The 24,477-nt window shown below is 71.5% G+C and carries 17 protein-coding genes; 9 read left to right on the top strand and 8 right to left on the bottom strand.

The features are described from left to right. Positions 1 to 33: 33 nt before the first annotated feature. On the bottom strand, positions 34 to 1,056 hold the full coding sequence (locus tag ASD56_RS11685; RefSeq protein ID WP_055965761.1) for an endonuclease/exonuclease/phosphatase family protein: 1,023 nt from the start codon (positions 1,054 to 1,056) through the stop codon (positions 34 to 36). 75 nt (positions 1,057 to 1,131) lie between these two features. Here ASD56_RS11685 and ASD56_RS11680 point away from each other — a divergent pair, with 75 nt between their 5' ends. Then, positions 1,132 to 1,995: a PHP domain-containing protein gene (locus ASD56_RS11680; RefSeq protein WP_055965759.1), complete on the top strand. Its 864-nt coding sequence runs from the start codon at positions 1,132 to 1,134 to the stop codon at positions 1,993 to 1,995. A gap of 36 nt (positions 1,996 to 2,031) precedes the next feature. Here ASD56_RS11680 and ASD56_RS11675 read toward each other — a convergent pair whose 3' ends face one another. Further along, on the bottom strand, positions 2,032 to 2,460 hold the full coding sequence (locus ASD56_RS11675; RefSeq protein WP_082541424.1) for an SHOCT domain-containing protein: 429 nt from the start codon (positions 2,458 to 2,460) through the stop codon (positions 2,032 to 2,034). A 127-nt stretch (positions 2,461 to 2,587) separates the two neighbouring features. Between ASD56_RS11675 and ASD56_RS11670 the strand changes: the two genes are divergently transcribed. Beyond that, entirely contained in the window at positions 2,588 to 3,508 is a 921-nt protein-coding gene (locus tag ASD56_RS11670; RefSeq protein ID WP_055965756.1) for a DUF817 domain-containing protein, read from the top strand. A gap of 35 nt (positions 3,509 to 3,543) precedes the next feature. On the opposite strand, the gene ASD56_RS11665 is transcribed toward ASD56_RS11670, so the two are convergent. After that, a complete protein-coding gene (locus tag ASD56_RS11665) occupies positions 3,544 to 5,043 on the bottom strand; it encodes a DEAD/DEAH box helicase (protein WP_055965754.1) in 1,500 nt (499 codons plus the stop codon). Between the two features lie 202 nt (positions 5,044 to 5,245). Here ASD56_RS11665 and ASD56_RS11660 point away from each other — a divergent pair, with 202 nt between their 5' ends. Beyond that, positions 5,246 to 5,959 carry a ferritin-like fold-containing protein gene (locus tag ASD56_RS11660; protein WP_055965752.1) on the top strand — a complete coding sequence of 238 codons (714 nt, stop codon included), beginning with the start codon at positions 5,246 to 5,248 and terminating at the stop codon, positions 5,957 to 5,959. A gap of 22 nt (positions 5,960 to 5,981) precedes the next feature. Here ASD56_RS11660 and ASD56_RS11655 read toward each other — a convergent pair whose 3' ends face one another. Next, the gene (locus tag ASD56_RS11655; protein WP_055965750.1) at positions 5,982 to 6,272 is read right to left on the bottom strand and encodes a hypothetical protein; all 291 of its coding nucleotides are present in this window, start codon (positions 6,270 to 6,272) and stop codon (positions 5,982 to 5,984) included. 7 nt (positions 6,273 to 6,279) lie between these two features. After that, positions 6,280 to 6,504 carry a DUF3107 domain-containing protein gene (locus ASD56_RS11650; RefSeq protein WP_055965748.1) on the bottom strand — a complete coding sequence of 75 codons (225 nt, stop codon included), beginning with the start codon at positions 6,502 to 6,504 and terminating at the stop codon, positions 6,280 to 6,282. A gap of 138 nt (positions 6,505 to 6,642) precedes the next feature. On the opposite strand from ASD56_RS11650, the gene ASD56_RS11645 reads away from it, so the two are divergent. Further along, positions 6,643 to 9,753 (top strand): ATP-dependent helicase, encoded by a 3,111-nt coding sequence (locus tag ASD56_RS11645; RefSeq protein ID WP_055965746.1) that lies wholly within the window; start codon positions 6,643 to 6,645, stop codon positions 9,751 to 9,753. Continuing rightward, on the top strand, positions 9,750 to 13,067 hold the full coding sequence (locus ASD56_RS11640; protein ID WP_055965745.1) for an ATP-dependent DNA helicase: 3,318 nt from the start codon (positions 9,750 to 9,752) through the stop codon (positions 13,065 to 13,067). Before ASD56_RS11645 ends, ASD56_RS11640 begins: the two co-directional genes overlap by 4 nt. A gap of 31 nt (positions 13,068 to 13,098) precedes the next feature. Here ASD56_RS11640 and ASD56_RS11635 read toward each other — a convergent pair whose 3' ends face one another. Beyond that, a complete protein-coding gene (locus ASD56_RS11635) occupies positions 13,099 to 14,355 on the bottom strand; it encodes a phosphotransferase (RefSeq protein ID WP_055965743.1) in 1,257 nt (418 codons plus the stop codon). 98 nt (positions 14,356 to 14,453) lie between these two features. On the opposite strand from ASD56_RS11635, the gene nudC reads away from it, so the two are divergent. Continuing rightward, complete coding sequence (gene nudC / locus ASD56_RS11630) at positions 14,454 to 15,368, top strand: NAD(+) diphosphatase (protein WP_055965741.1); 915 nt, start codon at positions 14,454 to 14,456, stop codon at positions 15,366 to 15,368. Continuing rightward, entirely contained in the window at positions 15,365 to 17,131 is a 1,767-nt protein-coding gene (locus tag ASD56_RS11625) for an ATP-dependent helicase (protein WP_055965739.1), read from the top strand. The genes nudC and ASD56_RS11625 overlap by 4 nt, the downstream gene beginning before the upstream one ends. A 776-nt stretch (positions 17,132 to 17,907) precedes the next feature. Here the strand turns inward: ASD56_RS11625 and ASD56_RS11620 are convergent. Continuing rightward, positions 17,908 to 19,314: a zinc-dependent metalloprotease gene (locus ASD56_RS11620; protein WP_055965738.1), complete on the bottom strand. Its 1,407-nt coding sequence runs from the start codon at positions 19,312 to 19,314 to the stop codon at positions 17,908 to 17,910. A 126-nt stretch (positions 19,315 to 19,440) separates the two neighbouring features. Here ASD56_RS11620 and ASD56_RS11615 point away from each other — a divergent pair, with 126 nt between their 5' ends. Together ASD56_RS11615 and ASD56_RS11610 are read left to right on the top strand one after the other, a co-directional pair. Continuing rightward, positions 19,441 to 20,565 carry a YlbL family protein gene (locus tag ASD56_RS11615; RefSeq protein ID WP_055965736.1) on the top strand — a complete coding sequence of 375 codons (1,125 nt, stop codon included), beginning with the start codon at positions 19,441 to 19,443 and terminating at the stop codon, positions 20,563 to 20,565. Positions 20,566 to 20,643: 78 nt separating this feature from the next. Next, positions 20,644 to 23,547 carry a UPF0182 family membrane protein gene (locus ASD56_RS11610; protein ID WP_055965734.1) on the top strand — a complete coding sequence of 968 codons (2,904 nt, stop codon included), beginning with the start codon at positions 20,644 to 20,646 and terminating at the stop codon, positions 23,545 to 23,547. 49 nt (positions 23,548 to 23,596) lie between these two features. On the opposite strand, the gene ASD56_RS11605 is transcribed toward ASD56_RS11610, so the two are convergent. Continuing rightward, the gene (locus tag ASD56_RS11605) at positions 23,597 to 24,472 is read right to left on the bottom strand and encodes a prenyltransferase (protein ID WP_055965950.1); all 876 of its coding nucleotides are present in this window, start codon (positions 24,470 to 24,472) and stop codon (positions 23,597 to 23,599) included. Positions 24,473 to 24,477 lie beyond the last annotated feature (5 nt).

Raw genomic sequence — 24,477 nt, 5'->3', positions numbered from 1 at the left:
AGTCTGACACGCACGAGGCGTCGGATGCCCGGGTCAGTCCACAGGCTCCAGCTGCACGATCAGCGGGCGGTGATCGGACCCCGAGTCGTCCAGGGAGCGCAGCACCAGCGAGCCGGTCGCCTTCCATCCCGACGTGGCCATGACGTGGTCGATGGGAGTTCCGAGAACGGGAGGGTAGGCCACGGACCACGTGCCGATGGCGCCGTTGCCGCTCTCGATGGCGGCGTCCCGGCACAGGCCGAGGGTGCCCCCGCCCGCGCCCAGGCCGTCCATGTGATCGACCGTGGCGTTGAAGTCGCCCGCCATGATGACGTTCGCCGTCGCGCACTGGTCCGCGAGCCACCTGAGGTCGTCCCGCCACTCCTGCATGTAGCTCTGCCGAGGTGCCACGGCATGCGCCGCGACGACGATCGGGCCGTCGCCGTCGGTCGGCATCGCGACTGCGCTCGGCACCGTCGACGTGTTGCTCGTCCCGTCGATCGAGGACTCGATGACGGCGTAATCGCCGAGGTCGGGGGAGATCAGGAGAGTGGTGGACCCGGCGTCCCATTCCGTGGATGGATCCTCCGCGTGATGGGCCCACATCCGGTGCCCGAGATCGCGCATCGCTATCGCCACGCGCTCGCCGGTCTCGATGGTCGTCTCGGGGAGGGCCACGATGTCGGCATCCATCGCCACCGCGATCTTGGCGATCGTCTCCGGCGGCGTGGCGGGCCCGGCTGTGTTCCACGTCATCACGCGCACGGCCGACTCGGTCTTCGCGGGCAGGGCGTCGGTTCCGAGGCCCCCGCGGCCCACCAGGATCGCGCCGTTCGCAATGGCGGCGACGGCGGCGACGGCCGCCAGCGACAGCGCGAGCGCCCGGATCGGGCGGATCAGGGCCAGCAGCAGTCCGACGACGACGGCGATCGCGAAAGCGGCTGCGAGGACCCCGCGGAAGGACACCAGCTGAGCGATCGGGTAGACCCGCTCGAGGCGGAAGAACGCGGGCCAGGTGAGGACGGCGGCGGCGATCGCACACAGCACGGTCAGGAGGATCCCCGTCAGGCGAAGCACGACGGCGACTCTATGCGAGCAGTCTGGGAGATCCGTCAGCACGGCCCCGCATGTCGCGGACGCTACGCTCGGAGGATGAGGGGAGAGCGTCGCTTCGACGGACCGAGCGATCTGCATCTCCATTCCGTGCACTCCGACGGCACCGAGTCGCCTGCGCAGGTGATGGCGGCCGCGCACCGGAACGGGCTGCGGACCGCCGCGCTGACCGACCACGACACCACCTCGGGCTGGGCCGAGGCGGCCGAGGCTGCCACCTCGCTCGGCATGACCTTCGTGCCCGGCATGGAGCTGTCCGCCCGTCACGACTGGCGCAGCGTCCACGTGCTGGCGTACCTCATCGACCCCGACGACCCCGATCTGCGCGCCATGACCGATCGCATCCGGTCATCGCGGCTGGATCGCGCGCGCGTCATGGCCGACCGCATCTCGCGCGACTACGACCTGGCGTGGGAGGACATCGTCGCCCAGACCGGGCAGGACGCGACCGTGGGGCGCCCGCACATTGCCGACGCGCTCGTCGCGAGAGGACTCGTGCGGGATCGCGCAGAGGCGTTCTCGAGCATCCTGAGCCCGGGCGGCGACTACTACGTCGCGCTGTACGCACCCGACCCCGTCACCGCCGTGGAGCTCGTCGTCGGCGCCGGGGGAGTCCCGGTGATCGCGCATCCCGCCGGCCGCGCCGGGCTGCTTCCGGAGCCGCTGATGGAGCGGATGCTGCAGGCCGGCCTCGCCGGGTTCGAGCTGGGGCACCGCGAGAACATGCCCGAAGCCACCCGCGTCCTGCGCCGGCTCAGCGCCGAGCGCGACCTGATCGTGACCGGCTCGAGCGACTACCACGGCCTCGGCAAGCCTAACCAGCCCGGCGAGAACACCACCGACGACGAGATGGTGGCGCGCATCTTCGAGCGCGCAACGGGAAGCGCCCCCGTCCACCCGTGAGGGGGACGAGGGCGCGACCGTCGTTCGGTCGGAGACTCAGCCGAGCGCCTTGGTCTTGATGGCGTCGTACTCGGCCTGGGTGATGGTGCCTGCGTCGAGCAGGGCCTTCGCCTTGGCGATCTCGTCGGCCGGGCTGGTGCCCACGGCGACCTGCTTGATGTAGGCCTCCTGAGCGGCCTGCAGCTCCTTGGCCTGAGCAGCGCCGCGCTCGGCCATGCCGTTGCCGCGGGCGATCAGGTAGACCAGCAGCGTCAGGAACGGCACGAAGATCAGGAAGATGATCCAGATCGCCTTCCAGAAGCCGTTGAGCTTGTGGTCGCGGAACAGGTCGCCGATGACGGCGAAGAGGGCGAAGAGGTACGCGAAGAACACGAAGACCAGGAGGAACCACCAGATGATGTCTCCGATGGAGCCCCAGAAGCCCTGGTATTCGTAGTCCGTGTTCACGGCTTCGATGAATCGCACGATGTGTGCCTTTCTGAAATGCGAGGTCGCGCCGCGTTCGTGCGGCGCTCGCTCAGGGTAGCGCCTGGACGTGTCCCGGTTCACGCGATTGCGCGAGAAGACGCGGCGCGTCGGCTAGCGTCGGGGGATGCGGCAGCCGACCGGCCTCGAACGGCGCATCGACGCTGCCGCGCACCGCTTCCTCGCCGACGCCCCGTCGACAGGAGCTCGCGCCCGGCTCGTCGAGGTCGGGGTCTTCCTGCTCAAGCAGGCGTGGGCGTGCCTGTTCGGCGCCTCTCTGCTCGTCGTGATCGTGGCAGTGCGCCTGTGGTACCCCGACGATGCCGCGCTGGCCCCGAACGACTTCCTCACGATCGCAGCCGTCGCCATCCAGGTGACGATGATCGCGACGCGCCTCGAGACGGGCCGCGAGCTCTGGGTGATCGTCCTGTTCCACCTCACCGGCACGGCCATGGAGCTGTTCAAGACCGACGTCGGCTCGTGGATGTACGCGGCCGACGGCGTGCTGCGCATCGGCGGAGTGCCGCTGTTCAGCGGGTTCATGTACGCCGCGGTGGGGTCGTACATGGTGCGCGTGTACCGGCTGTTCGACCTCGGGTTCGTGCGTTACCCCCGCCGGTGGCTCACCGCCGTCGTCGCGGTGGGCATCTACGCGAACTTCTTCACCCACCACTGGTGGTGGGACGCCCGGTGGGTGCTCCTGGCCGCCGTCGCGCTGCTGTGGTGGCGCACCGTGCTCTACGCACGGGTGTGGCGGGCGGTGCTGCGGATCCCGCTGCTTGCCGCTTTCGCCGGGGTCGCCTTCTTCATCTACCTCGCGGAGAACATCGCGACGTGGGCGGGCGCGTGGGCGTACCCGGATCAGCTCGAGGGCTGGCAGCCGGTCTCGATCACCAAGCTGGTGTCGTGGTTCCTGCTGATGATCATCTCCGTGGTGCTGGTGACGCTCGTCTATCCGCCGCGCCCGCCCACCGCCCGAGAGCGCGACGGGCAGAGGGGCGCGGAGCGCGATCCTGCCCACGAAAGCACGATCTCCCCGGACGGCTGAGTCCGGGGAGATCGCGTTGCTGCTGGTGGTGCGGCTCAGGCGCCGACGGGCGCCGAGCCCGAGGCTCCGCGTGAGCCGCCGCGGCGACGGCGACGACGGCGCGGTGCCGCGTTGCCGTCGTGGTGCTCCTTGCCCCCGCCGTCGTGCGTACCGCCGCCGTCGGCCGCGTCCCGCGAGCCGTGGTCTGCGGGCACCACGGGCACCTCGGGAGCGGCGGCCTGGCCGTCGCCCGTGCTCTCGCCGCGGCGGCGAGTGCGGGTGCGCGTGCCGGAGGTGCCGTTGCGCGAGCCGGAGCTGCCGTTGCGCGAGGGCTCGGCATCCTGCGTCTTGACGGTCTGCGTGCGCGGAGCCGTCGCGATGCGGCCCTTCGTGCCGGCGGGGATGTCGAGGTCGGTGAACAGGTGCGGGCTCGACGAGTACGTCTCGACGGGCTCGGGCTGGCCGAACTCGAGCGCGCGGTTGATGAGCGCCCACTTGTGCAGGTCGTCCCAGTCCACGAACGTCACCGCGATGCCGGTCTTGCCGGCGCGGCCGGTGCGGCCGGCGCGGTGCAGGTAGGTCTTCTCGTCGTCGGGGATGGTGTGGTTGATGACGTGCGTGACGTCGTCCACGTCGATGCCGCGGGCTGCGACGTCGGTCGCGATGAGCACGTCGCGCTTGCCCGCCTTGAATCCGGCCATCGAGCGCTCGCGCGCCTCCTGGCTCATGTCGCCGTGCACCGAGGCCGCGTTGAACCCGCGATCGCTCAGCTCGTCGGAGAGCTTCTGGGCGGCGCGCTTGGTGCGCGTGAAGATCACGGACTTGCCGCGGCCCTCGGCCTGCAGGATGCGGGCGATGATCTCGTCCTTGTCGAGCGAGTGGGCGCGGTACACGAGGTGCTTGATGTTGGCCTGTGTGAGGCCCTCGTCGGGGTCGGTCGCGCGGATGTGGATCGGGTTCGTCATGAACCGGCGCGCGAGCGCGACGATCGGGCCGGGCATGGTGGCCGAGAACAGCTGGGTGTGGCGCACCGGCGAGACCTTCTGGAAGATCTTCTCGATGTCGGCGAGGAAGCCGAGGTCGAGCATCTTGTCGGCCTCGTCGAGTACCACCTCGGTGGCGTTCGACAGGTCGAGCAGGCGCTGGTTGTTGAGGTCGATGAGGCGGCCGGGGGTGCCGACCACGATCTGCGCGCCGGCCTTCAGCTGCTCGATCTGGCCCTCGTACGCCTTGCCGCCGTAGATGGCCACGACGTTGGTGGCGCGACCCTGGGTGAGCATGTCGATGTCTTCGTACACCTGCACGCACAGTTCGCGGGTGGGCACGACGATCAGCGCCTTCACGCCGGGCTCGGGGTTGGGGCCGAGACGCTGCACGACCGGGATGCCGAAGCCGAAGGTCTTGCCCGTGCCGGTCTTGGCCTGGCCGATGATGTCCTGGCCCGGGAGGCCGAGGGGGATGGTCTGCTCCTGGATGGGGAAGGAATCCACGATCCCCTTGGAGGCGAGGACATCGACGATGTCCTGGTCGACGCCGAGTTCGGCGAAGGTCGTCACGATATGAGCCTGTCCGGCAGTGAGATGCTGCCTGGTCCGTGCCCTGGCGCGGGATGAAACGTCGTCGCGCGGGCGGAAGTGCGGTCCACGCCCTCTCTCAGCCTCAGGCGCGGGAGCCCCGATCCGACGCCGGGGACGCATCCACGATACCGGAGGAGCCTGAGCACCGGCGAGCCCCGCGCCGACCCGTAGGCTGTACCCCGTGGTGAAGTGGTTCTGGGAACGCCGTGACACCGGCCGCAAGCTACAGCTGCGTTCCCGGGAGGATCTCGGCGACGCCACGCGCGTGGACTTCGAGGAGCTCGCTCCCGATCTGACGACGTACCTCGGCCAGGCCGCGTATCTCCAGCTGGGCTACTTCGAAACGCTGAGCGAGCTCATCGCGCTGAACCCCGAGCTCTCCGACAAGGAGTCGCTCTCGCGCGCGGCAGGAGCGGCGCTCACCAAGCACGAGGAGCTCGTCGCCCTCATCCGCGAGCGCGGCGACGATCCCACCGCCCTGATGCTCCCGTTCCGCGAGCCGCTGGACGCGTTCCGCCGCGCGACGCACGGCGTCCGGCCCCAGGAGACGATGCTCTCGGTGCACATCACCGCGGGCATGCTCGACGACTTCTACCTCGCCCTCTCCGCGAGCTACGGCGAGACCGGGCGGCGGGTGGCCGTGATCCTGCAGGCCGACGACGACCGCGAGGCGATCGTCGACATCATCGGGCGCACCATCGCGAGCGACCCGGAGTGGAAGTCCCTGCTCGCGCTGTGGGGTCGCCGCCTGGTCGGCGACACGCTGCTCATCGCGCGGGCGGCTCTGCGCCCGGCGACGCTGCGCGTGGCCGACGAGGCGAAGGTCGAGCCGGTCTTCACCGAGCTCATGGCCGCGCACTCGCGTCGCATGGACGCGATGGGCCTCGCGGCCTGAGGGTCCGGCTCAGCCGACCGGTTCAGCCGATCTTCAGGCGAGCGCGCTCTGCGGCGTCGCGGGCGACGCGGGTACGGGCGAGCGCGACGAGCACCGGGTAGACCAGGATCACAGGCGCGACGAGCATCGACAGCCACAGCCAGATGCTGTCGGTGCCGATGCCGGCCCACGTCATGATCGTCCACGCCAGACCGGCGGCGAGAGCGCCGGTCACCGGCGCGACGACGACGCCGCGCGTGGGGCGCCCCTCGACGAGGAAATGCAGGCCGAGTCCGATGGCGGCGCCCACGACCAGGGCAAGGATGATCTGCATGGGCGGGTCAGGCGACGAAGCCGACGCGGCGCGACTCTTCGGTGCCGAGCTCGATGTAGGCGAGGCTGGCCGTGGGGACGATGTAGTTGTTCCCCTTGTTGTCGGCGAGCGTGATGTGGGTGGCGCCGGTGTCGAGCGCGCCGGCGATCGTCTGCTTCACGTCGGCCGACGACTCGTTCGTCTCGAAATTGAGCTCTCGTCCGGTGTTCGCGATGCCGATGCGGATCTCCACGTGACTGCCTCTCTCGCACTTTCGCGCGCCGGTTCCCGGGCGCATGGCAACTCTACGACACCCTCGGCGGCGGCCAGGTCGCGCGCCGCACGCTGTCGGCGAACGGGGTTGTCGGCGCCGGACGGTAGCGTCGAAGGCATGGCGTTGAGCGTGGAATCCCGGTCGGCGACCGCGCTCGATCCTCAGCAGCGGTCGGTGGTGCAGCTGCCGCCCGAGGCCTCCGGCGTCGTCGTCGGTGCCCCGGGAACCGGCAAGACCACGGCGCTCGTCGCGCGCGTCGCGGCGCTGGTCGAGTCGGGCGTAGATCCCGACGCCGTGCTCGTGCTCACCCCGTCCCGCCAGACGGCGACCGCGCTGCGCGATCGCCTCGCCCTCGCCGTCGACCGGGCGACCTCGGGCCCGCTCGCCCGCTCGGTCGCGTCGTTCGCGTTCCAGCTGGTGCGCGCCGCCGCCGTCGCGGCATCCGCCGATCCGCCGCAGCTGCTCACCGGCGGCGACGAGGACCAGCTCATCCACGACCTGCTCGAAGGGGATGCCGAGGACGAGGCGACGGGTCCTTCGCGCTGGCCGGACTGGCTGGGTGCCGGCATCCGCGGCACTGCGGGCTTCCGCACCGAGGTGCGCACCTTCCTCGCCGAGTGCACGACGCTCGGCATCGAGCCCGCGCAGCTGCGCGCCCTGGGCGAGCGCGACGATCGCCCCGCCTGGGTGTCGCTCGCGTCGTTCTTCTCCGAGTACCTCGACGTCCGGGCGGGGATGCGCGGCGCCCACCGCGATGCCGCAGGTCTCGTGCGCGAGGCGGTGGGGATCCTCCGGGGCGCCGAGGAGGGCATCGAGGCCATCGACCGGCTGCAGGTGATCCTCGTCGATGACGCGCAGGAGCTCACCCTGGGCGGCGTGGAGCTGCTGGAGGCGGCGCGGGGCCGCGGCATCCGGGTGCTCGCCTTCGGCGATCCCGACGTCGGCTCCGGCACGTTCCGCGGCGCGACCCCCGAGAACTTCGCCCGTCTCGCCGGCGCGCTGGGCTCGGTGTCCGTGCTCGGCCAGCGGCACCGGGGGACGCCCTGGCAGGGCGAGCTCGTGCGGCGGGTCACGCAGCGGATCGGCGCGGTCGGCGTGGTCGCGCACCGCGGCGGCGGCACCGGCGCCGAGGTCGACGCCTCGGCGCGCGCCCTGCTTTTGCGCTCGCCGGCCGAGGAGTACGACGCCATCGCGCGCATCCTGCGGGAGCGCCATGTGCACGACGGCGTGGCCTGGGGGCGCTGTGCCGTGATCGCCCACGACACCCGGCAGGTCGGGGCGCTCGAGGCCGAGCTGTCGGCGCGCGAAGTGCCCGCGCGCTCGAGCGGTCCCGGGCGCGCGCTCGGGGCGCTCCGCCCGGTGAGCGACCTGCTGCGGCTCATCGAGCTCGCCGCCCGCGACGACTGGACCTTCGACGAGGTCTCTGCGGCGCTCGTGGGCACCTACGGCCGCCTCGACCCCATCGAGCTGCGGCGGCTGCGGTCGGCGCTGCGCCACATCGAGCTCGCCGCGGGAGGGGAGCGGTCGGGTCGCGACCTGCTGGTGTCGGGGATGCTCCAGCCGCTCGAGCTCGATCTCGTCGACACGCGCGAAGCCCGGCGGGCGGCGGCGCTCGGCCGTACCCTGGCGCTCCTGCGCGCCGAGCTCGACCGAGGTGCGACCGCGCACGAGCTGCTCTGGACGGCGTGGGACCGCAGCGGTCTGCAGCGCGCCTGGACCGAGCTGGCCAGGGGCAACGGCCCGCTGGCGGAACAGGCAGGACGCGACCTGGACGCGCTCGTCGCCCTGTTCCAGGTCGCGAAGCGGTTCGTGGAGCGCTCGCTCGACGCGGACCCCCGCGTGTTCATCCGCGGCATCCTCGACACCGGAGTCGCCGAGGACCGCCTGGCCGCCCCGGTGCAGGGCGACACCGTGCAGCTCCTGACTCCGGCGGGCGCCCTCGGGCTCGAGTTCGACACCGTGATCATCGCCGGGGTCCAGGACGGGGTGTGGCCCAACACCCGACTGCGCGGCAGCCTCCTCGACACCTGGCGGCTCGCCGACGCGGCCGCCCGCGGGCACGACGGCGCCCCGGCGCCGATCGACCGGCGCCGATCGGCCATGCACGACGAGCTCCGCCTGCTGGCACGCGCAGTCTCGCGGGCGACGGAGCGGGTGATCGTCACGGCCGTCGACGACGACGACACCGGGCCGAGCGTGTTCTTCGAGTTCTTCCCCGACCCCGAGCGCTACACCGTGGACCACCCGCTGTCGCTGCGCGGCCTGGTGGCGCAGCATCGCCGGACCCTCACCGCCGGCGCGGGCCGCGCGAGCGCGCTGCGGTCGGCCGGGCAGCTGGCGCTCCTCGCCGACGCCGGGGTGGCCGGTGCGGCCCCGAACGAGTGGTACGGCGTGCTGCCACCGTCGTCGATCGGTCCGCTGCGCGACCTCGAGGTCGAGGACGTGCGGGTCTCGCCGTCCCGCCTGCACGCGCTCGAGGAGTGCGAGCTGAACTGGGTGATCGGCGACCTCGGCGGCGATCCGGGCAGCACCACCGCGGGGCTCGGCACCATCCTGCACGCCGCGCTCGAGCACGCGACGGACTCGTCGGAGGAAAGCCTCTGGGCGCAGGTGCAGTCGCGGTGGGGCGAGCTGAGCTTCGAGGCGGCCTGGCGTGAGCGGGCCGAGCAGACCCGCGCGCGCGACCTCGTCCGCCGGCTGCACCTCTATCTCCGGCAGTTCGAGAGCTCCGGCGGATCCGTGATCGGCGTCGAGCCCCACTTCGAGGTCGCGATCCCGCTGGACGGCGAGGAGCACCTCGAGCACGGCGCGGTTCTGTCGGGCTACATCGACCGCGTGGAGCTCACCCGCGAGGGCGAGGTCGTGATCATCGACCTGAAGACCGGCAAGCGCGAGCCGCAGACCGACACGGCGGTCAGCGACAACCCTCAGCTCGGCGCGTACCAGCTCGCCTTCGAGGCCGGGGCGATCCCCGCGGCCGCCGGGCATGCGCCGGGCGGTGCGAAGCTGCTCGTGCTGCGGCCCACCGCGGCCCGCAAGGACTTCGTGACACCGTGGCAGCAGCCGTTCGACGACGAGCGGCGCAGCGTGTTCGTGGCGCGCATCGGCTCGGCCGTCGCCGTCATGCGCGGCGCCTCCTTCTCTGCGCCGTACGAGGAGCACTGCCGGGACGACCACTCCTACGGCCTGTGCCGCATCCACACGATCGGGGCGGTGAGCGCATCATGACCGCATTGACCGCGACGCTGTCGGCGGAGGCCATCGCCGCAGCGCTCGGCCAGTTCCCGCCGACTCCCGAGCAAGCGGCCGTCATCGAGGCCCCCCGCGAGCCGGCTCTCGTCGTGGCCGGCGCGGGCAGCGGCAAGACCGAGACGATGGCGTCGCGCGTGGTCTGGCTCGTCGCGAACCGGATCGTCCGTCGCGACGAGGTGCTCGGCCTCACGTTCACCCGCAAGGCGGCCGGAGAGCTCGCCGAGCGCATCCAGCGCCGCCTCGCGCGTCTGGCGGAGTTCGAGGCCCGCGGGCTGCTCCCGTTCCTGTCCGAGCTGCACGAAGCGGGACGTCTCGCGGTGTTCGGCGAGCTGGAGCGCGCGGGCGACGAGGGCGTCCGTGCGACGCTCGCGCGGCACGAGGCGATGGACGCCCTCGCTGCGGCCGTCGGAGCGGAGACGCAGGAGCCCGACGACGACGCCTTACTGCACCGGCCGACCGTCGCGACCTACAACAGCTTCGCCGACCAGATCGTCCGCGAGCACGCCGTCCGGATCGGACGGGATGCCGAGGCCGTCGTCCTCTCGGAGTCCGCCGCGTGGCTGCTGATGCGCCGCGTGGTCTTCGCATCCGACGACCCCCGGCTGGAGAGCCGCGGCGAAGCCGTGCGCTCGATCATCGACGCCGCGCTGCGGATCGCCCGGGACGGCGTCGACAACCTCGTCGACCTGGACGAGCTCGCCGCCTTTCCCGACCGGTTCCGGACGGTGCTCGCTCTGCCGTCGACGAATGCGCGCACGGTGGTCTACGCCGACGTGCTGGGCGCCGACGAGAAGGTCGGGGCGCTCGCGATGCTCGCCGACCTCGCCCGCGAGTACGCGGCGGAGAAGCGCCGCATCGGCGTCATCGACTTCTCCGACCAGGTGGCGGGAGCGCTCGAGGTGATCGCGAGCTCGGATGCGGTCGCCGACGAGCTGCGCGAGCGCTACCGGGTCGTGCTGCTGGACGAGTACCAGGACACCTCCGTCGTGCAGACCGACCTGCTCGCCGCGCTGTTCGCCGGCACCGGGGTCATGGCCGTCGGCGACCCGCATCAGGCCATCTACGGCTGGCGCGGTGCCAGCGCCGGAAACCTCGGCGGGTTCCCCCTCGCGTTCGCGGACGGCGGCTCGTGCCGTCACTTCACCCTGCTGACGAGCTGGCGCAACAGCGCCTCCGTGCTGACGGCGGCCAACGCGGTGCTGGCGCCGCTCGCCGCCTCGGCTGCGGTCCCGGTCGGCGAGCTCCGAGCCCGGCCCGCCGCTCCCGCGGGCGCCGTCGAGATGGCGTTCGACGTCGATCTGGACGCCGAGGCGGACCGCGTCGCCGCGTGGTTCATGCAGGTGCGGGGCGACCGAGCACGGGCGGGCCTGAAGACGACCGGAGCGATTCTCTTCCGCAGCAAGAAGCACATGGTGCGCTTCGGCGATGCCCTCGGCCGCCGGGGTGTTCCGCACCGCATCCTCGGACTCGGCGGCCTGCTGTCCACGCCCGAGGTCGTCGACGTCGTCAGCGCGCTGCGGGTCATCAGCGACCCGAGCGCGGGATCGGCGCTCATCCGGCTGCTCGCGGGGCCGCGCTGGGCAGTCGGGCTGCCGGACCTGCGTGAGCTGGCGGCGCTCGCGCGCCGGATCGCCCGCCACGACGTGGCCTTGCAGCCCTTGGCGCCTGAGGTGGTGCAGCGCATCAGGGGTAGCGCGGGTGACGACGACGGATCGCTCGTGGACGCCCTCGACTTCGTGCTGCGGCATCCGGGCGACCACGGCTGGCTGGCCCGGTTCACGCCCGAGGCCCGCGAGCGGCTGCGCGACGCCGGCGCAGTGTTCGCAGGGCTTCGGCAGGCGGTGGGGATGCCGATCCCCGAGCTCGTGCGTCTGATCGAGATCGAGCTGCGCCTCGATGTCGAGCTCGCGGCCAATGAGGTGCGCGGCCCGGCGCGGATCGCGTCGGCGCAGCTGCGTGCGTTCGTCGACGAGCTGCACGCCTTCCTCGCCGCCGACGAGTCCGGATCGCTGTCGAGCCTGCTCGCATGGCTCGACCACGCGGAGCAGCTCGACGAGTTCGCGCCGCGCACCGAGCCGCCCGAGGACGACGTCGTGCAGCTCCTCACGATCCACGGCTCGAAGGGGCTGGAATGGGATGCCGTCGCGGTCGTGCGCCTCGTCAAGGACGAGCTGCCCAGCGCCCCCCGCGACACCAAGGGCTGGCTCGGGTTCGGCGTGCTGCCCTACTCGTTCCGGGGCGACGCGACATGGCTGCCGACACTGGCCTGGCAGTCGGCGCAGACGCAGCAGGACCTCAAGGCGGCGATGGACGACTTCGTCGCGGCCAACCGCGAACGGCAGCTCGAGGAAGATCGCCGCCTCGCCTACGTCGCGGTCACACGGGCGCGCGACCACCTGCTGCTCACCGGGTCGAGCTGGTCGGGCACGAAGAAGCCGCGGGACCGCAGCGCGTTCTTCGCCGAGATCGCCGAGGCGCTCGGTCACGACCTGCCGGTCGACGACGCGGGGGAGGACCCCTACCTGGGCGAGCGACGGCTGCTGCAGTGGCCGATCGATCCGCTCGGCGCACGCCGCGACGCCGTGCAGCAGGCGGCCGCCGCCGTCGAGGCCGCACTCGCGGCGCCCCGCGCGGACCCCGACGACGATGTGGCGCTCCTTCTCGCGGAGCGCGAGGCCCGACGTCGGCAGCGGACGCTCGTCGCCCCGACGCGCATCGCGGCGTCGCGGTACAAGGAGTTCCTGGTCGACTATGACGCCGCGGTCGCGGCCATCGCGAGGCCCCTGCCCGAGCGCCCCTTCCGGCAGACGCGGCTCGGCACGCTCTTCCACGCCTGGGTCGAGCAGCGCTCCGGTCGTCCCGGACTGGGCGGTTCTCTCGACGATGCGCTGTGGGAGTCCGACGACGAGGAGCCGGGCACGAAATCCTCCCTCGAGGATGCCGCCGCCCTCGAGGCGCTGCGGGCGAAGTTCCTCGCGTCCGAGTGGGCGTCGCTCAAGCCGCTCGAGGTGGAGTCCGAGATCGACTTCACGGTGACGGGGCTCGACGGAAGTCCGCACGTCGTGATCTGCAAGCTCGACGCGGTCTACCGGCGCGAAGACCGCGGCGGCCGCATCGAGATCGTCGACTGGAAGACCGGTGCCGCCCCGCGCACTCCCGAGGAGCAGCAGGAGCGGATGGTGCAGCTCGAGCTCTACCGCCGGGCGTACCACGCCAAGCACGGCGTGCCCATGGATCAGATCGACGTGGCCCTCTACTACGTCGCGGCAGACCTGGTGCTGCGCGGCTGAGGCCGGGTCGCCCCGGCGGCTGCGCCGCGGGTCAGGACTCGCGCCAGCGCCGTAGCGCCGCCTCGGAAGACGCCTCGGCCTCGGCGACCGCCGTGTCGTCCGTGATCACGTCGATGGGCGACGTCGAGACGTCGTCGGCGCCCCAGGCCACCTGGCCGGCCTCCGGGCCCAGATCGATCTCGCCGGTGTGCTCGGGTTCGGCGTCGGCGGCGTCCATGCCGTCGGCAGCGCCGAGCACCCAGGAGGACAGCTCCTCGGGATCGTAGGCGTCCGTCTGCATCGACGTGTCGACGGTCACGGATGCCTCGGGCATGCGGTCCAGGAGCGCGATCGCGTCATCGACGCCGAGCGCGGCATCCGTCACGATCTCATCATCCGCGACGCCCGTCGCCAGCGTCTCGAGTAGCTGAACGGCGTCGTCGACGACGTCCGGGCGCCCGTTCTCGTGGCCGTGCACCAGCCAGGAGGCGAACTCGAGTTCGGCGTAGAGCCGCGAACGCTCCCGGGCACGGGAGTCCGGTGCCCGGCCGCTGTGCGCGACGTACGCGGCGTAGACGTCGTCCGCGGCGTTCGGGGCAGCGGCGAGCCACTGCAGGTCGATCGCGGGGTCTCCGACCGACAGGCCGTGCCACTCCAGCAGCCCTGTCACCTCGGGAACGCCGTCGACGTCCTCGAAGAGGAACGAGGCCGCGCCGGCGCCGCCGAGGACGACGGCGGATTCGAAGCGCCACAGCTCGTCCGCGTCGAGGGCCCGGTGCCAGCGATCGGCGAGACCGACGGGCAGGCGGCGGGTGGCGACGGCACGGTCGAGCAGTCTTGAGGTGTCGCTGCGCACCTGCGCGGGCGTGCGGACAGGCAGCCCTTCCGTGCGCACGATCGACAGCGGCAGCGCGTGCAGCGCGGCCAGGGCGGCCCCCACGGAGGTGGCGGCGCCCCTGCCGGGAGGCAGATGCGCGGCATCCACTCGGTATCCCGGCAGGAAGTCGACGACCACGGCACGGGAGTCGCCCAGTCCGGTCTCGCCGAGGAGCTCGGGGGCGCGGAACGGCAGGAGACCCCGCACGCCCGGCGTGAGAGCGCGGAGCGCACGCACCTGCGCGGCCAGTTCGGAGTCGACGGCAGAGTCGGCCGGCACCCGCACGACGACTCGGCGGCCGTCGTCGAGCTCGGCCACTGCCGAGTCGTACCTGCCGCTGGTGCCTTCGGTGAGCGCGCCGACTCCGACGACGCCGACCCGGGGAAGAGCCGACGTCACGGACGCGGCTAGAGTGAGGGGTGAGCGTGCCATGAGCCCAGGGTAGGTCGGCCACGCTCGTCCATCCCGGCGCCACGCCCTGGCTCCTCGAGCAGGACGGCACTGCCGGTCGAACAAAGCGGAGATCCTCGATGACGGCGCCCGAAAGCTCGCGGCTCGCCCCGCTCGCGGGGGCCGGCATCGATCGCGCTGCGGACGAGCGCGCGGAACCCGGGCTGCTGGACCACATCCGCGCCGACCCGGCCGCGCGCGTGCTCGTCGTCGTGGGCGACACGGCGCCGCTCTCGGCACCCGACACGCTGCACTGGGTCGCTCCTTCGGCGGTGCCCGACGGTGGCGAGTGGGCCTTCCTCGGCCGCGGTCCCGACGGCGTGGCGCTGCTGCTGGCCGCCTTCTCGGAGGCGGACGACCGAGCCTTCGACGCGCCGGCGGGCTGGGGGTCGCTGCGGGTCATCGGCGGCGGGCTCGGCGAGCACGATGCGACCGCCTTCGTGACGGCGCTGAGCCTCGGGCGATGGCTCGTGGACGGACGCTTCTGCCCGGCGTGCGGCAGCCTGCTGATGCTCGCCGACGCCGGCTGGTCGCGCCGCTGCCCGGCGTGCGGGAGGCAGCACTTTCCCCGCACCGATCCGGCCGTGATCGTCGCGATCCGCAGCGCCCGCGACCCCGATCTGCTGCTGCTGGGCTCGAACGCGATGTGGGGCGCGAACCGGTTCTCGTGCTTCGCCGGTTTCGCCGAGGCGGGGGAGTCCCTCGAGGCCACGGTGCGTCGCGAGATCTGGGAGGAGTCCGGCATCCGGGTCGCCTCCGTGCAGTACCGCGGGTCGCAGGCGTGGCCCTACCCGCGATCGCTGATGGTCGGCTTCCTCGCGACCGCCGTCGACGACGAAGCCGCACGGCCCGACGGTGAAGAGATCGTGGCGGTCCGGTGGTTCACCCGAGCCGAGATCGGCGCGGCCCTGGCGGGGGACGGCGATGTCGTGCTCCCCGGGCGCGCCTCGATCGCTCATCGCCTGATCAGCGACTGGCACGCGGGGGCGGCATGAGCGGCAGCGCCCTGTCGGGGCTCGACGAGCACCAGCTCGAGGCGGTCCGCGCCCTCCGCGGTCCGGTGGCGGTGCTCGCGGGCGCCGGCACCGGCAAGACGCGCGTCATCACGCATCGCATCGCCCACGGCGTCGACACCGGCGCGTATTCGCCCGGTCGCGTCATGGCGGTGACCTTCACGGCCAAGGCCGCCGGCGAGATGCGCGGCCGGCTGCGCGCGCTCGGGGTGGAGGGTGTCGCCGCGCGCACGTTCCACGCGGCGGCGCTCGCGCAGCTCAATTACTTCTGGCCGACGCTCGCGGGGGACACCGCGCCGGGCATCGTCGACAACAAGGTGCGACTTCTCGCGCACGCGGCCGATGCGATCGGGATCAGCCCCGACACCGCGACGCTGCGCGACGTCGCGAGCGAGATCGAGTGGCGCAAGGTCTCGATGCTCGGGATCGACGCGTACGCCGCCGCGCGGCCGCGGGGGATCGGACGCCTCAACGTCGAGCGCGTCGTCGACCTGCAGCGGTCGTACGAGAAGCTGAAGGACGAGCGGCGCCAGCTCGACTTCGAGGACGTCCTCCTCGCGTGCGCCGGGATGCTCGAGGCCGAAGCCCACGTGGCGCGGGCCGTGCGCGAGCAGTACCGGCACTTCACCGTCGACGAGTTCCAGGACGTCTCGCCCCTGCAGCACCGGCTGCTCGAGGTCTGGCTCGGTGACCGCAAGGACCTGTGCGTCGTCGGCGATGCCAGCCAGACCATCTACACGTTCGCCGGCGCCGATGCGCGCCATCTGCTCGAGTTCGGCAGCCGCCACGAGGATGCGAAGGTCATCCGCCTGGAGACGAACTACCGATCGGATGCCGCGATCCTGGGCGTGGCCAACGAGCTCATGCGCGATCGCCCCGGCGCCCTGCATCTGATCGCCGGTCGCCCCGCGCCCGCCGAGGCCGACCCGCCGACCGTGCAGGCCTACCCCGACGACGAGGCCGAGGCGCGGGGGATCGCCGCACGAGTCGCGGCCCAGATCGCCCGCGGCATCGACCCCCGCCGCATCGCGGTCCTGTACCGCGCTCACGCGCAGTCGGCCGAGGTCGTCCGGGCGCTCTCGGACGCCGGCATCGCCACGACTGTGCTCGGCGGACGCCGGTTCTTCGACATGCCCGAGGTGCGCCAGGGGATCATGGCCCTGCGCGGCGCCTCGGTGGCGCCGCTGCAGACCGGCTTCGTCGACACGGTGCGCGATGTGCTGCGCTCGCTCGGCCTGACCGACGAGCCCCCGAGCGCCGGCGGCGCGCTCCGGGATGCATGGGAGCTGCGGGCCGCTCTGCTCCGGCTCGCCGAGGAGGCGCCCGAGGGGACGACGCTGCGCCAGTTCACCGATGAGCTCTCCGCCCGCGCCAAGACCCACGACGAGCCGGCGCTGCGCACCGTGACGCTCGCGACCATCCACGCCGCCAAGGGCCTCGAGTGGGACCACGTGCACCTCGCCGGCCTGGCCGAAGGACTCCTGCCGATCTCGTACGCGACGACGTTCGAGCAGGTCGACGAGGAGCGGCGGCTCGCCTACGTCGCCATCACGCGAGCCGCGCGAACATTGTCGGTGTCGTGGGCTCGGGGCGTGCGGGAGCGACAGCCGTCACGGTTCCTCCGAGAGATCGGCAGCGGCACTCTGCGTGCGGCCGGTGCCTCCGCGCGCTCCGGCGGAGCGACCCCGAGTGCAGGGTCAGGGACCGGGTCCAGGGCCGGTCAAGGTCCCGCTCGGACTCTCTGATCAGGCGGGCGCCCGCGATGCCCGCCTCCCACAGCGTCGCGGTCTCGGCCGTCTCGACCGGTCTGCCGAGCAGCTGCGCCGCCATCGCCGGCCACGCCGGATCGCGCTCACGCTCGGCGGCCGCGAGGCACGCCAGGCACGGCGTCGTTCCCGGGACGACGTACGGTCCGACGTGAGCGGTCGAGCCGGTGAGCACGACCGGAAGGTGCGGGAGGTCGTCCGACATCAGCGCGGCCGCGAAGGCCGGAGCCACCACGTGGTGGGCGACCACCACGATCACCGCGGCCCGGCCCGCCGCATCGATCGCCCCTGCCCCCGGAGGGTCGAACGGGTGCGCGACGTCGACCAGGTCGCCGGTCGCCCCGAATCCCGCCGCGACCGCGTCGAGCTGCATGCGCGGGACCTCTCCCGCGGCCTGCACGATCACGCGACCGGAGTGGGGTGCGTCGGCGGCGATGGCCGGCGCGATGCGTTCGACGAAATCCGCGGCCTCGCGGGCCGTCGCCCCCAGGGCGCAGGCGAGGGAGATCACCGCGTCGTCGGGCAGGCCGCGCTCGAGGTCTCGCACCAGGCGCTGCTGCCACGAGGTGGGATCCTCCACGACCGCGACCGGCGGCATCCCGAACTGCAGAGTCGTCGGCGTGCGCCACAGCGGAGGATGAGCGGGATCGATGCGCAGCATCCTCCGATCATGATCTCCGCCGAGGCAGCGCGGCGCGATTCCACAGGCTGACCGCGAGGGCGCGGGCCCGGATCGGTCCTGGGGAGGAGCGGCGCTAGACCGGCGGGCTGTCCTTGGGCGAGGCGGTGTCGTCGGGAGTGTCGTCCGAGGCGTCATCCGCGGGAGCGGCGGGATCTTCCGCCAGGAACGCCGCGAGCGCGTCGTCGAACTCGTCGGGGGCGGGGGCCTCGCCGCGCGCTCGCGCTTCGAGCCGGGCCACCAGTGCCGAGGGATCGTCGATGTCGTCCGCGCCCGGCATGAGGTCGGGGTAGTCCCACAGCGTGTCGCGGACCGCGGGGCCCACGGCATCCGTCACCGCACGCCACATCGCCGCGGCCTCGCGCATGCGGCGAGGCCGCAGCTCGAGACCGACGAGGGACCCGAGAGCCCGCTCCGCCGGCCCGCCGGCCGCACGGCGGCGGCGCACGGTCTCGGCGATGCGGTCGGCCGCGGGCAGGCGCGACGTGGCCTGCTCGGTGACGACCTCGACCCAGCCCTCGATCGTGGCCAGGAGGTTCTCGAGTCGTGCCAGAGCGAGGTTCTGGGCCTCGGAGCGCTCGGGAAGCAGCGCACCGCTCTCGAGCGCCTCTCGCAGCTCGTCGGGTCGCGACGGATCGAACCGCGAGGCGAGGTCCTCGAGCGCCGACGTGTCGACGTGGACGCCGCGCGCGAAGTCGGTGATCTGCGAGATCACGTGCAGGCGCAGCCACCGGGCATGGCGGAAGAGGCGCGCATGCGCGAGCTCACGGGTCGCGACGTACAGCGCGAGCTGGTCCTCGGGGACCTCCAGGCCCTGTCCGAAGTCGGCGAAGTTCTGAGGGAGGATCGCGGCACGGCCATCGGGCATGAGCGGGATGCCGACATCGCCGCCGCTGACGACCTCCTTGGAGAGGTTGCCGACCACCTGTCCGAGCTGCGAGGCGAACAGCGATCCGCCGACCGTGCGCATGAGCCGGCCGGCGCCCTGCACCAGGCTCTGCATGTCATCGGGCGCCTGCTCGCTCAGCTGTGCGGTGAGCGCGTCGGCGATGCTGGTGGCGACCGGCTCGGCCAGCTGCTGCCAGACGGGAAGCGTCGCGTCGACCCACCCGCCGCGGGTCAGCGTCTGCGGCGGCTCGGCCAGCTCGGAGATCGTCGTCGCCTCGCTCAGCCACAGGGTCGCCAGCGCGAACGCCTGGTCGAGGTCGGTGCGCTGACCGGAGGTGACCCCCAGCCCGTCCTGGTTCGCGATGTGCAGCGCCTGCCGCTGCGCCAGCTCCCATGAGATGCCCTGGTCACCCGATGCGGCGCCGGAGAACGCGCCCTGCAGGTGCTGCATGACGGTCTGCATCATGGCCGGGTCGATGTTCATCCCCGACAGGGCGGAGAGCTGCTCGGGATCGAGCTCGCCGGAGCCTCCGCCGAACAGCTGGCGGATCATCTCTTGGAACTCTTCTTCGGGACTGCGGTCGTCGTCTGCCACTTCAGTCGCCTTTCAGCCGGTTCATGGGCGCCGCGTTCTACGCTAGTCGCAGCATCCATCGCACTCCCCGGCAGAGTCCCGAACGCCTTACGCCGGTCGCGAACGACCAGGCAGAGAGAGGTCCCCGTGGCCCTGTTCGACGAGAACGTCACCATCACGCCCGCGCCGAGACGGCGCATGTCGCGTGGGGCGGTCGTCGGCGTATGGGCCCTTGCCGTCGCGCTGGTCGTTCTGCTGGTGATCACCTTCCTGCCGACGTCGTACGTCATCCAGCGTCCGGGGCCCGTCTACAACACCCTGGGCTCTGCGGCCTCTGCCGACGGCGTGGAGGTGCCGCTGATCTCCGTCGAAGGTGCGGAGACCTTCCCGACCGAGGGTGCGCTCGACCTGCTGACCGTCCAGGTCGTCGGCAACCGCGAGCGGACGCCTTCGTGGTTCGAGCTCGCGACGGCGTGGTTCGACCCGAGCCGGGCCGTGGTGCCGATCGACACGGTCTTCCCCGACGGCCAGAGCGACGAGGAGCGCAACACCCAGAGCGCGGCGCTCATGGTCGACTCGCAGCAGGAGGCGACCGCGGCAGCCCTCACCGAGCTCGGCGAGGACGTCGGCGCCCGCATCGCGGTGCACTCGATCATCGAGGGATCCGCGGCGGAGGGACTGCTCGAGGACGGCGACATCGTCATCGCGGCCGACGGCGAGCCGATCGACGACGTCGAGGAGCTGCGCGAGATCGTCGCCGACAGCGACGGCGAGCCCGTCGAGATGCTCATCGAGCGCGACGGCGAAGAGCAGACGGTGTCGGTCACCCCCAAGGAGACCGAGGTCGACGGCGAGAAGATGCTGCTCCTGGGCGTCAACCTGATGGCCGAGTACGACTTCCCTTTCGACGTGACCATCCAGCTCAACAACGTGGGTGGTCCGAGCGCGGGCATGATGTTCGCCCTCGGGATCATCGACACCCTGACGCCGGGCGAGCTGAACGGCGGGGAGCAGTTCGCCGGCACCGGCACGATCACGGGATCCGGCGATGTCGGCCCGATCGGCGGCATCCGTCAGAAGCTGTGGGGGGCGAAGGATGCCGGGGCCGAATGGTTCCTGGCGCCCGAGGCGAACTGCGACGAGGTCGTGGGCCACGTGCCCGACGGCCTGCGGGTGTTCTCGGTCGAGACGCTGGACGACGCGCTCGCCGTGCTGGACGCGGTGCGGGAGGACGGCGACCTGGACGCTCTCCCCACCTGCTCGGCGGGCTGAGACGCCGCTTCGGCATTCGCGGATTTCGCCCAGCGCGGACTCGGCGGCCGCCCAGACCCGCCCGCCTAGGATGGGAGGGTGACCACGACCTCCGTGCCGACCCCGGCCACACCCTCCCGCTCACGTCGCGTCATCGCGATCTCCCTCGCGATCATCGCCGCCCTCGTGGTGGCCTTCTTCGTGTTCGCGAACCTCTACGCCGACTTCCTCTGGTACGACCAGCTCGGCTTCGACTCGGTGCTGCTCACGCAGTGGGGCGCCCGCGTCGTGATGTTCGTCGTCGGCTTCCTCGGCATGGCCGTGCCGGTCTGGCTCGCGATCCAGCTGGCCTACCGGCTGCGGCCGGTTTATGCCCGGCTGAGTTCGCAGCTGGACCGCTATCAGGAGGTCGTCGAGCCGCTGCGTCGCCTCGCGATGTGGGGCATCCCGGTCTTCTTCGGCTTCTTCGCCGGCTTCGCGGCCTCGGCGCAGTGGGAGACCACGTGGCTTTGGCTGAATGGCGTCGCCACGACGACCACCGACCCGCAGTTCGGGCTGGACACCGGCTTCTACCTGTTCGCGCTGCCGTTCTACAGCGCGCTCGTGGGCTTCGTCTCCGCCGTGCTGCTCATCTGCCTCCTCGTGACAGCCCTGGTCTCGTACCTCTACGGCTCGGTCCGCATCGGCCAGCGCGAGCTTCGCATCTCGAAGGCTGCCCGCATCCAGCTCGCGATCATCGCCGGCCTGTACCTGCTCGTCCAGGCCGTCAGTCTGTGGCTCGATCGCTACAAGACGCTCGTCGAGCCCGGCGACCGGATCACCGGCCCCGGCTACACCGGCGTCAACGCGATCATCCCCGGTCAGGCCATCCTCGCGATCGTCGCCGTGCTCGTCGCGATCCTCTTCTTCGTCACCGCCATCATCGGTCGCTGGCGCTACCCGCTCATCGCGACGGCGCTGCTGGTCGTCTCGGCCATCGTGCTCGGCGTCGGCTACCCGTGGGTGGTCAACACCTTCCAGGTGCAGCCCAACCAGCTCGAGTTCGAGCGCGAGTACTACCAGCGCGGCATCGACATGACGCAGGACGCCTACGGGATCGACGGGCTCGAGAAGAGCGATTTCCAGGCGACGACGGATGCCACGGCCGGCGCGCTGCGCGAGGACGCCGCCACGACGGCCCAGATCCGCATCATGGACCCCGCCGTGATCAGCCCGACGGTCCGCCAGCTCGAGCAGTTCCGCGGCTACTACCAGTTCGCCGATCCGCTGGACGTCGACCGGTACGAGATCGACGGGACGTCGCAGGACACGGTCGTGTCCGTGCGCGAGCTGGACATGGGCCAGCTCGGCGCGGCCGCGTCGTGGCAGAACACGACCCTCGTCTACACGCACGGCTACGGGATGGTCGCCGCCAAGGGCAACGACCGCACGACCGATGGCGACCCGGTGTTCCTCGAGAGGGGCATCCCGGCCGCCGGCTTCCTGTCCGATCGCGAGGACTTCGAGCCGCGCATCTACTTCGGCGAGTACTCGCCCACCTACTCCATCGTCGGCGCGCCTGAGGACACCAATCCGGTCGAGCTCGACTATCCCTCCGGCGCCGACGGCGCGAGCGAGACCAAGACGACGTTCAGCGGCGACGGCGGTCCGAGCGTCGGCAGCGTGTTCAACCGGCTGATCTACGCGCTGCGGTTCCAGTCGGAGCAGATCCTGTTCTCCGACAACGTCAACGAGGAGTCGCAGATCCTGTACGACCGCGACCCGGCGGTGCGCGTGCAGAAGGCCGCCCCGTACCTGACGCTCGACAGCGACCCGTATCCGAGCGTGGTGGACGGACGCATCGTCTGGATCATCGACGGCTACACGCTCAGCGCCAACTACCCGTACTCGACCACGGTGAGCCTGCAGCAGGCGATCTCGGACTCGAACACGACGGCGCCCCGCTTCGCGCTGGACGACATCAACTACATCCGCAACTCGGTGAAGGCCACCGTCGACGCGTACGACGGATCGGTCACGCTCTACGCGTGGGACGACGAGGACCCGGTGCTGCAGGCCTGGCAGAACGTGTACCCCTCGACGGTCAAGCCGATCAGCGAGATGTCGGGCGAGCTCATGAGCCACGTCCGCTACCCGACCGACCTGTTCAAGGTGCAGCGCTACGCACTCGGCGTCTATCACGTCGACGACGCGCAGTCGTTCTACCAGCGGGACAACGCGTGGCAGACGCCGAACGATCCGCAGCAGGACACCGTGCTGCAGCCGCCGTACTACCTGACGATGCAGATGCCCGGTCAGGACGAGCCGACGTACTCGATGTTCACGAGCTTCATCCCGGCCGCCGAAGGCACCGCGTCGCGGAACGTGCTGATGGGCTACATGGCCGTCGACTCGAACGCGGGCAATGAGGCGGGTGTCAAGAGCGAGGACTACGGCAAGCTCCGGATGCTGGTGGTGGACGCCGACACGACCATTCCGGGTCCGGGTCAGGTGCAGAACACGTTCAACTCCGACCCGGTCATCTCCTCGCAGATCAACCTGCTCAAGCAGGGCCAGTCAGAGGTGATCAACGGCAACCTGCTCACGCTCCCGGTGGGCGGCGGACTGCTCTACGTCCAGCCGGTGTTCGTGCAGGCCTCGAGCGGTACGCAGCTGCCTCAGCTGCAGAAGGTGCTGGTGGCGTTCGGAAACGAAGTCGCCTTCGAGGACACCCTGAACGAGGCGCTCGACGCGCTGTTCGGAGGTGACTCAGGCGCGGCGGCCGGCGATGATGACGTCGAGCCGACGGATCCGGCCGATCCCGCGGATCCGGCTGACCCCGAGGCCCCCGTAGAGCCCGAGGTGCCGTCGACCGAGTACCAGGCCGCCCTCGCGGATGCGCAGCAGGCCATGCTGGATCGGGATGCCGCGCTCCAGGCCGGTGACCTGACGGCGTTCGCCGAAGCCGACGAGCGCCTGACCGCTGCGGTCGAGAAGCTCATCGAACTGGGCGCGCAGGAGTAGGACACACGATGAAAGGCCGGTTCCGTGAGGAACCGGCCTTTCGTCGTTCTCAGCCGGTGAGGAACCAGAACCAGATCAGCAGGAGCGTCACCAGGAAGCCTGCGAGCTGGTTGAGCCACAGGAAACGGCTCCAGCCGCGGGTGGCGTCGGTCGCGGTCTCGTCCGTGATGTTGCGGAACGGCCAGACGGCGATGAGGTAGGGCAGCGCGACCAGCGCCGCGAGCGGGCCCGGCCAGGCGGTGAACAGCATGACCAGACCGGACGCCGCGTAGCAGGCCAGGGCGAAACGGACCGTCCACCGCGCCCCGCGCGCCGTGGCGATCGACGAGATCCCGGCCTCGCGGTCGGCCTCGACGTCCTGCACCGCGCCGAAGGCATGCGAGGCGACCCCCCACAGCCCGAACGCGACGATCACGGCCACGAGCTGCCAGGTCCACGCCGCACCGGCGAGCACGAGCCCGTACACGGCGGGGGAGAAGAAATGGATGCTGCTCGTGACGGAGTCGGCGAACGGCCGCTCCTTCAGCCGGAGCGGCGGCGCGCTGTAGAAGACGACGAAGAACAGACTCGCGGCGAGGACCAGCCACGAGGCCGGAGATCCGGCGACGACGAGGTACACCACGAACGGGGCACAGGAGAGCCCCGCCGCCCACAGCGTGACCGGATGCATGCGGCGGTCCAGGACGGCCCCATGCGCCCCGCCTTTGCGAGGATTGCGGAGGTCGGACTCGTAGTCGAAGACGTCGTTGATCCCGTACATGGCGAGGTTGTAGGGGATGAGGAAGAACAGGGTGCCCACGATGAGCGTCAGGTCGATCTGCCGGGTGGTGAGCAGGTAGGCCGCGGCGAACGGGTACGCGGTGTTGATCCAGCTCACCGGCCGGGACGCCACGAACAGCTCGCGCAGCACGCCCGACGTGCTCATCGAGG

The organism is Microbacterium sp. Root166 (genome assembly GCF_001427145.1).
Taxonomy (GTDB): domain Bacteria; phylum Actinomycetota; class Actinomycetes; order Actinomycetales; family Microbacteriaceae; genus Microbacterium.
Note: the sequence above shows the minus strand (reverse complement) of the source record. Positions and strands in the feature narration are given on the sequence as shown.

Bases quoted from the DNA above. Each gene is read 5' to 3' on its own strand.
- ASD56_RS11605 (WP_055965950.1), bottom strand. From the start codon at position 24,472: ATGAGCACGTCGGGCGTGCTGCGCGAGCTGTTCGTGGCGTCCCGGCCG.
- ASD56_RS11625 (WP_055965739.1), top strand. From the start codon at position 15,365: ATGAGCGGCAGCGCCCTGTCGGGGCTCGACGAGCACCAGCTCGAGGCG.
- ASD56_RS11680 (WP_055965759.1), top strand. From the start codon at position 1,132: ATGAGGGGAGAGCGTCGCTTCGACGGACCGAGCGATCTGCATCTCCAT.
- ASD56_RS11645 (WP_055965746.1), top strand. From the start codon at position 6,643: ATGGCGTTGAGCGTGGAATCCCGGTCGGCGACCGCGCTCGATCCTCAG.
- nudC (WP_055965741.1), top strand. From the start codon at position 14,454: ATGACGGCGCCCGAAAGCTCGCGGCTCGCCCCGCTCGCGGGGGCCGGC.
- ASD56_RS11670 (WP_055965756.1), top strand. From the start codon at position 2,588: ATGCGGCAGCCGACCGGCCTCGAACGGCGCATCGACGCTGCCGCGCAC.
- ASD56_RS11655 (WP_055965750.1), bottom strand. From the start codon at position 6,272: ATGCAGATCATCCTTGCCCTGGTCGTGGGCGCCGCCATCGGACTCGGC.
- ASD56_RS11635 (WP_055965743.1), bottom strand. From the start codon at position 14,355: ATGGCACGCTCACCCCTCACTCTAGCCGCGTCCGTGACGTCGGCTCTT.
- ASD56_RS11640 (WP_055965745.1), top strand. From the start codon at position 9,750: ATGACCGCATTGACCGCGACGCTGTCGGCGGAGGCCATCGCCGCAGCG.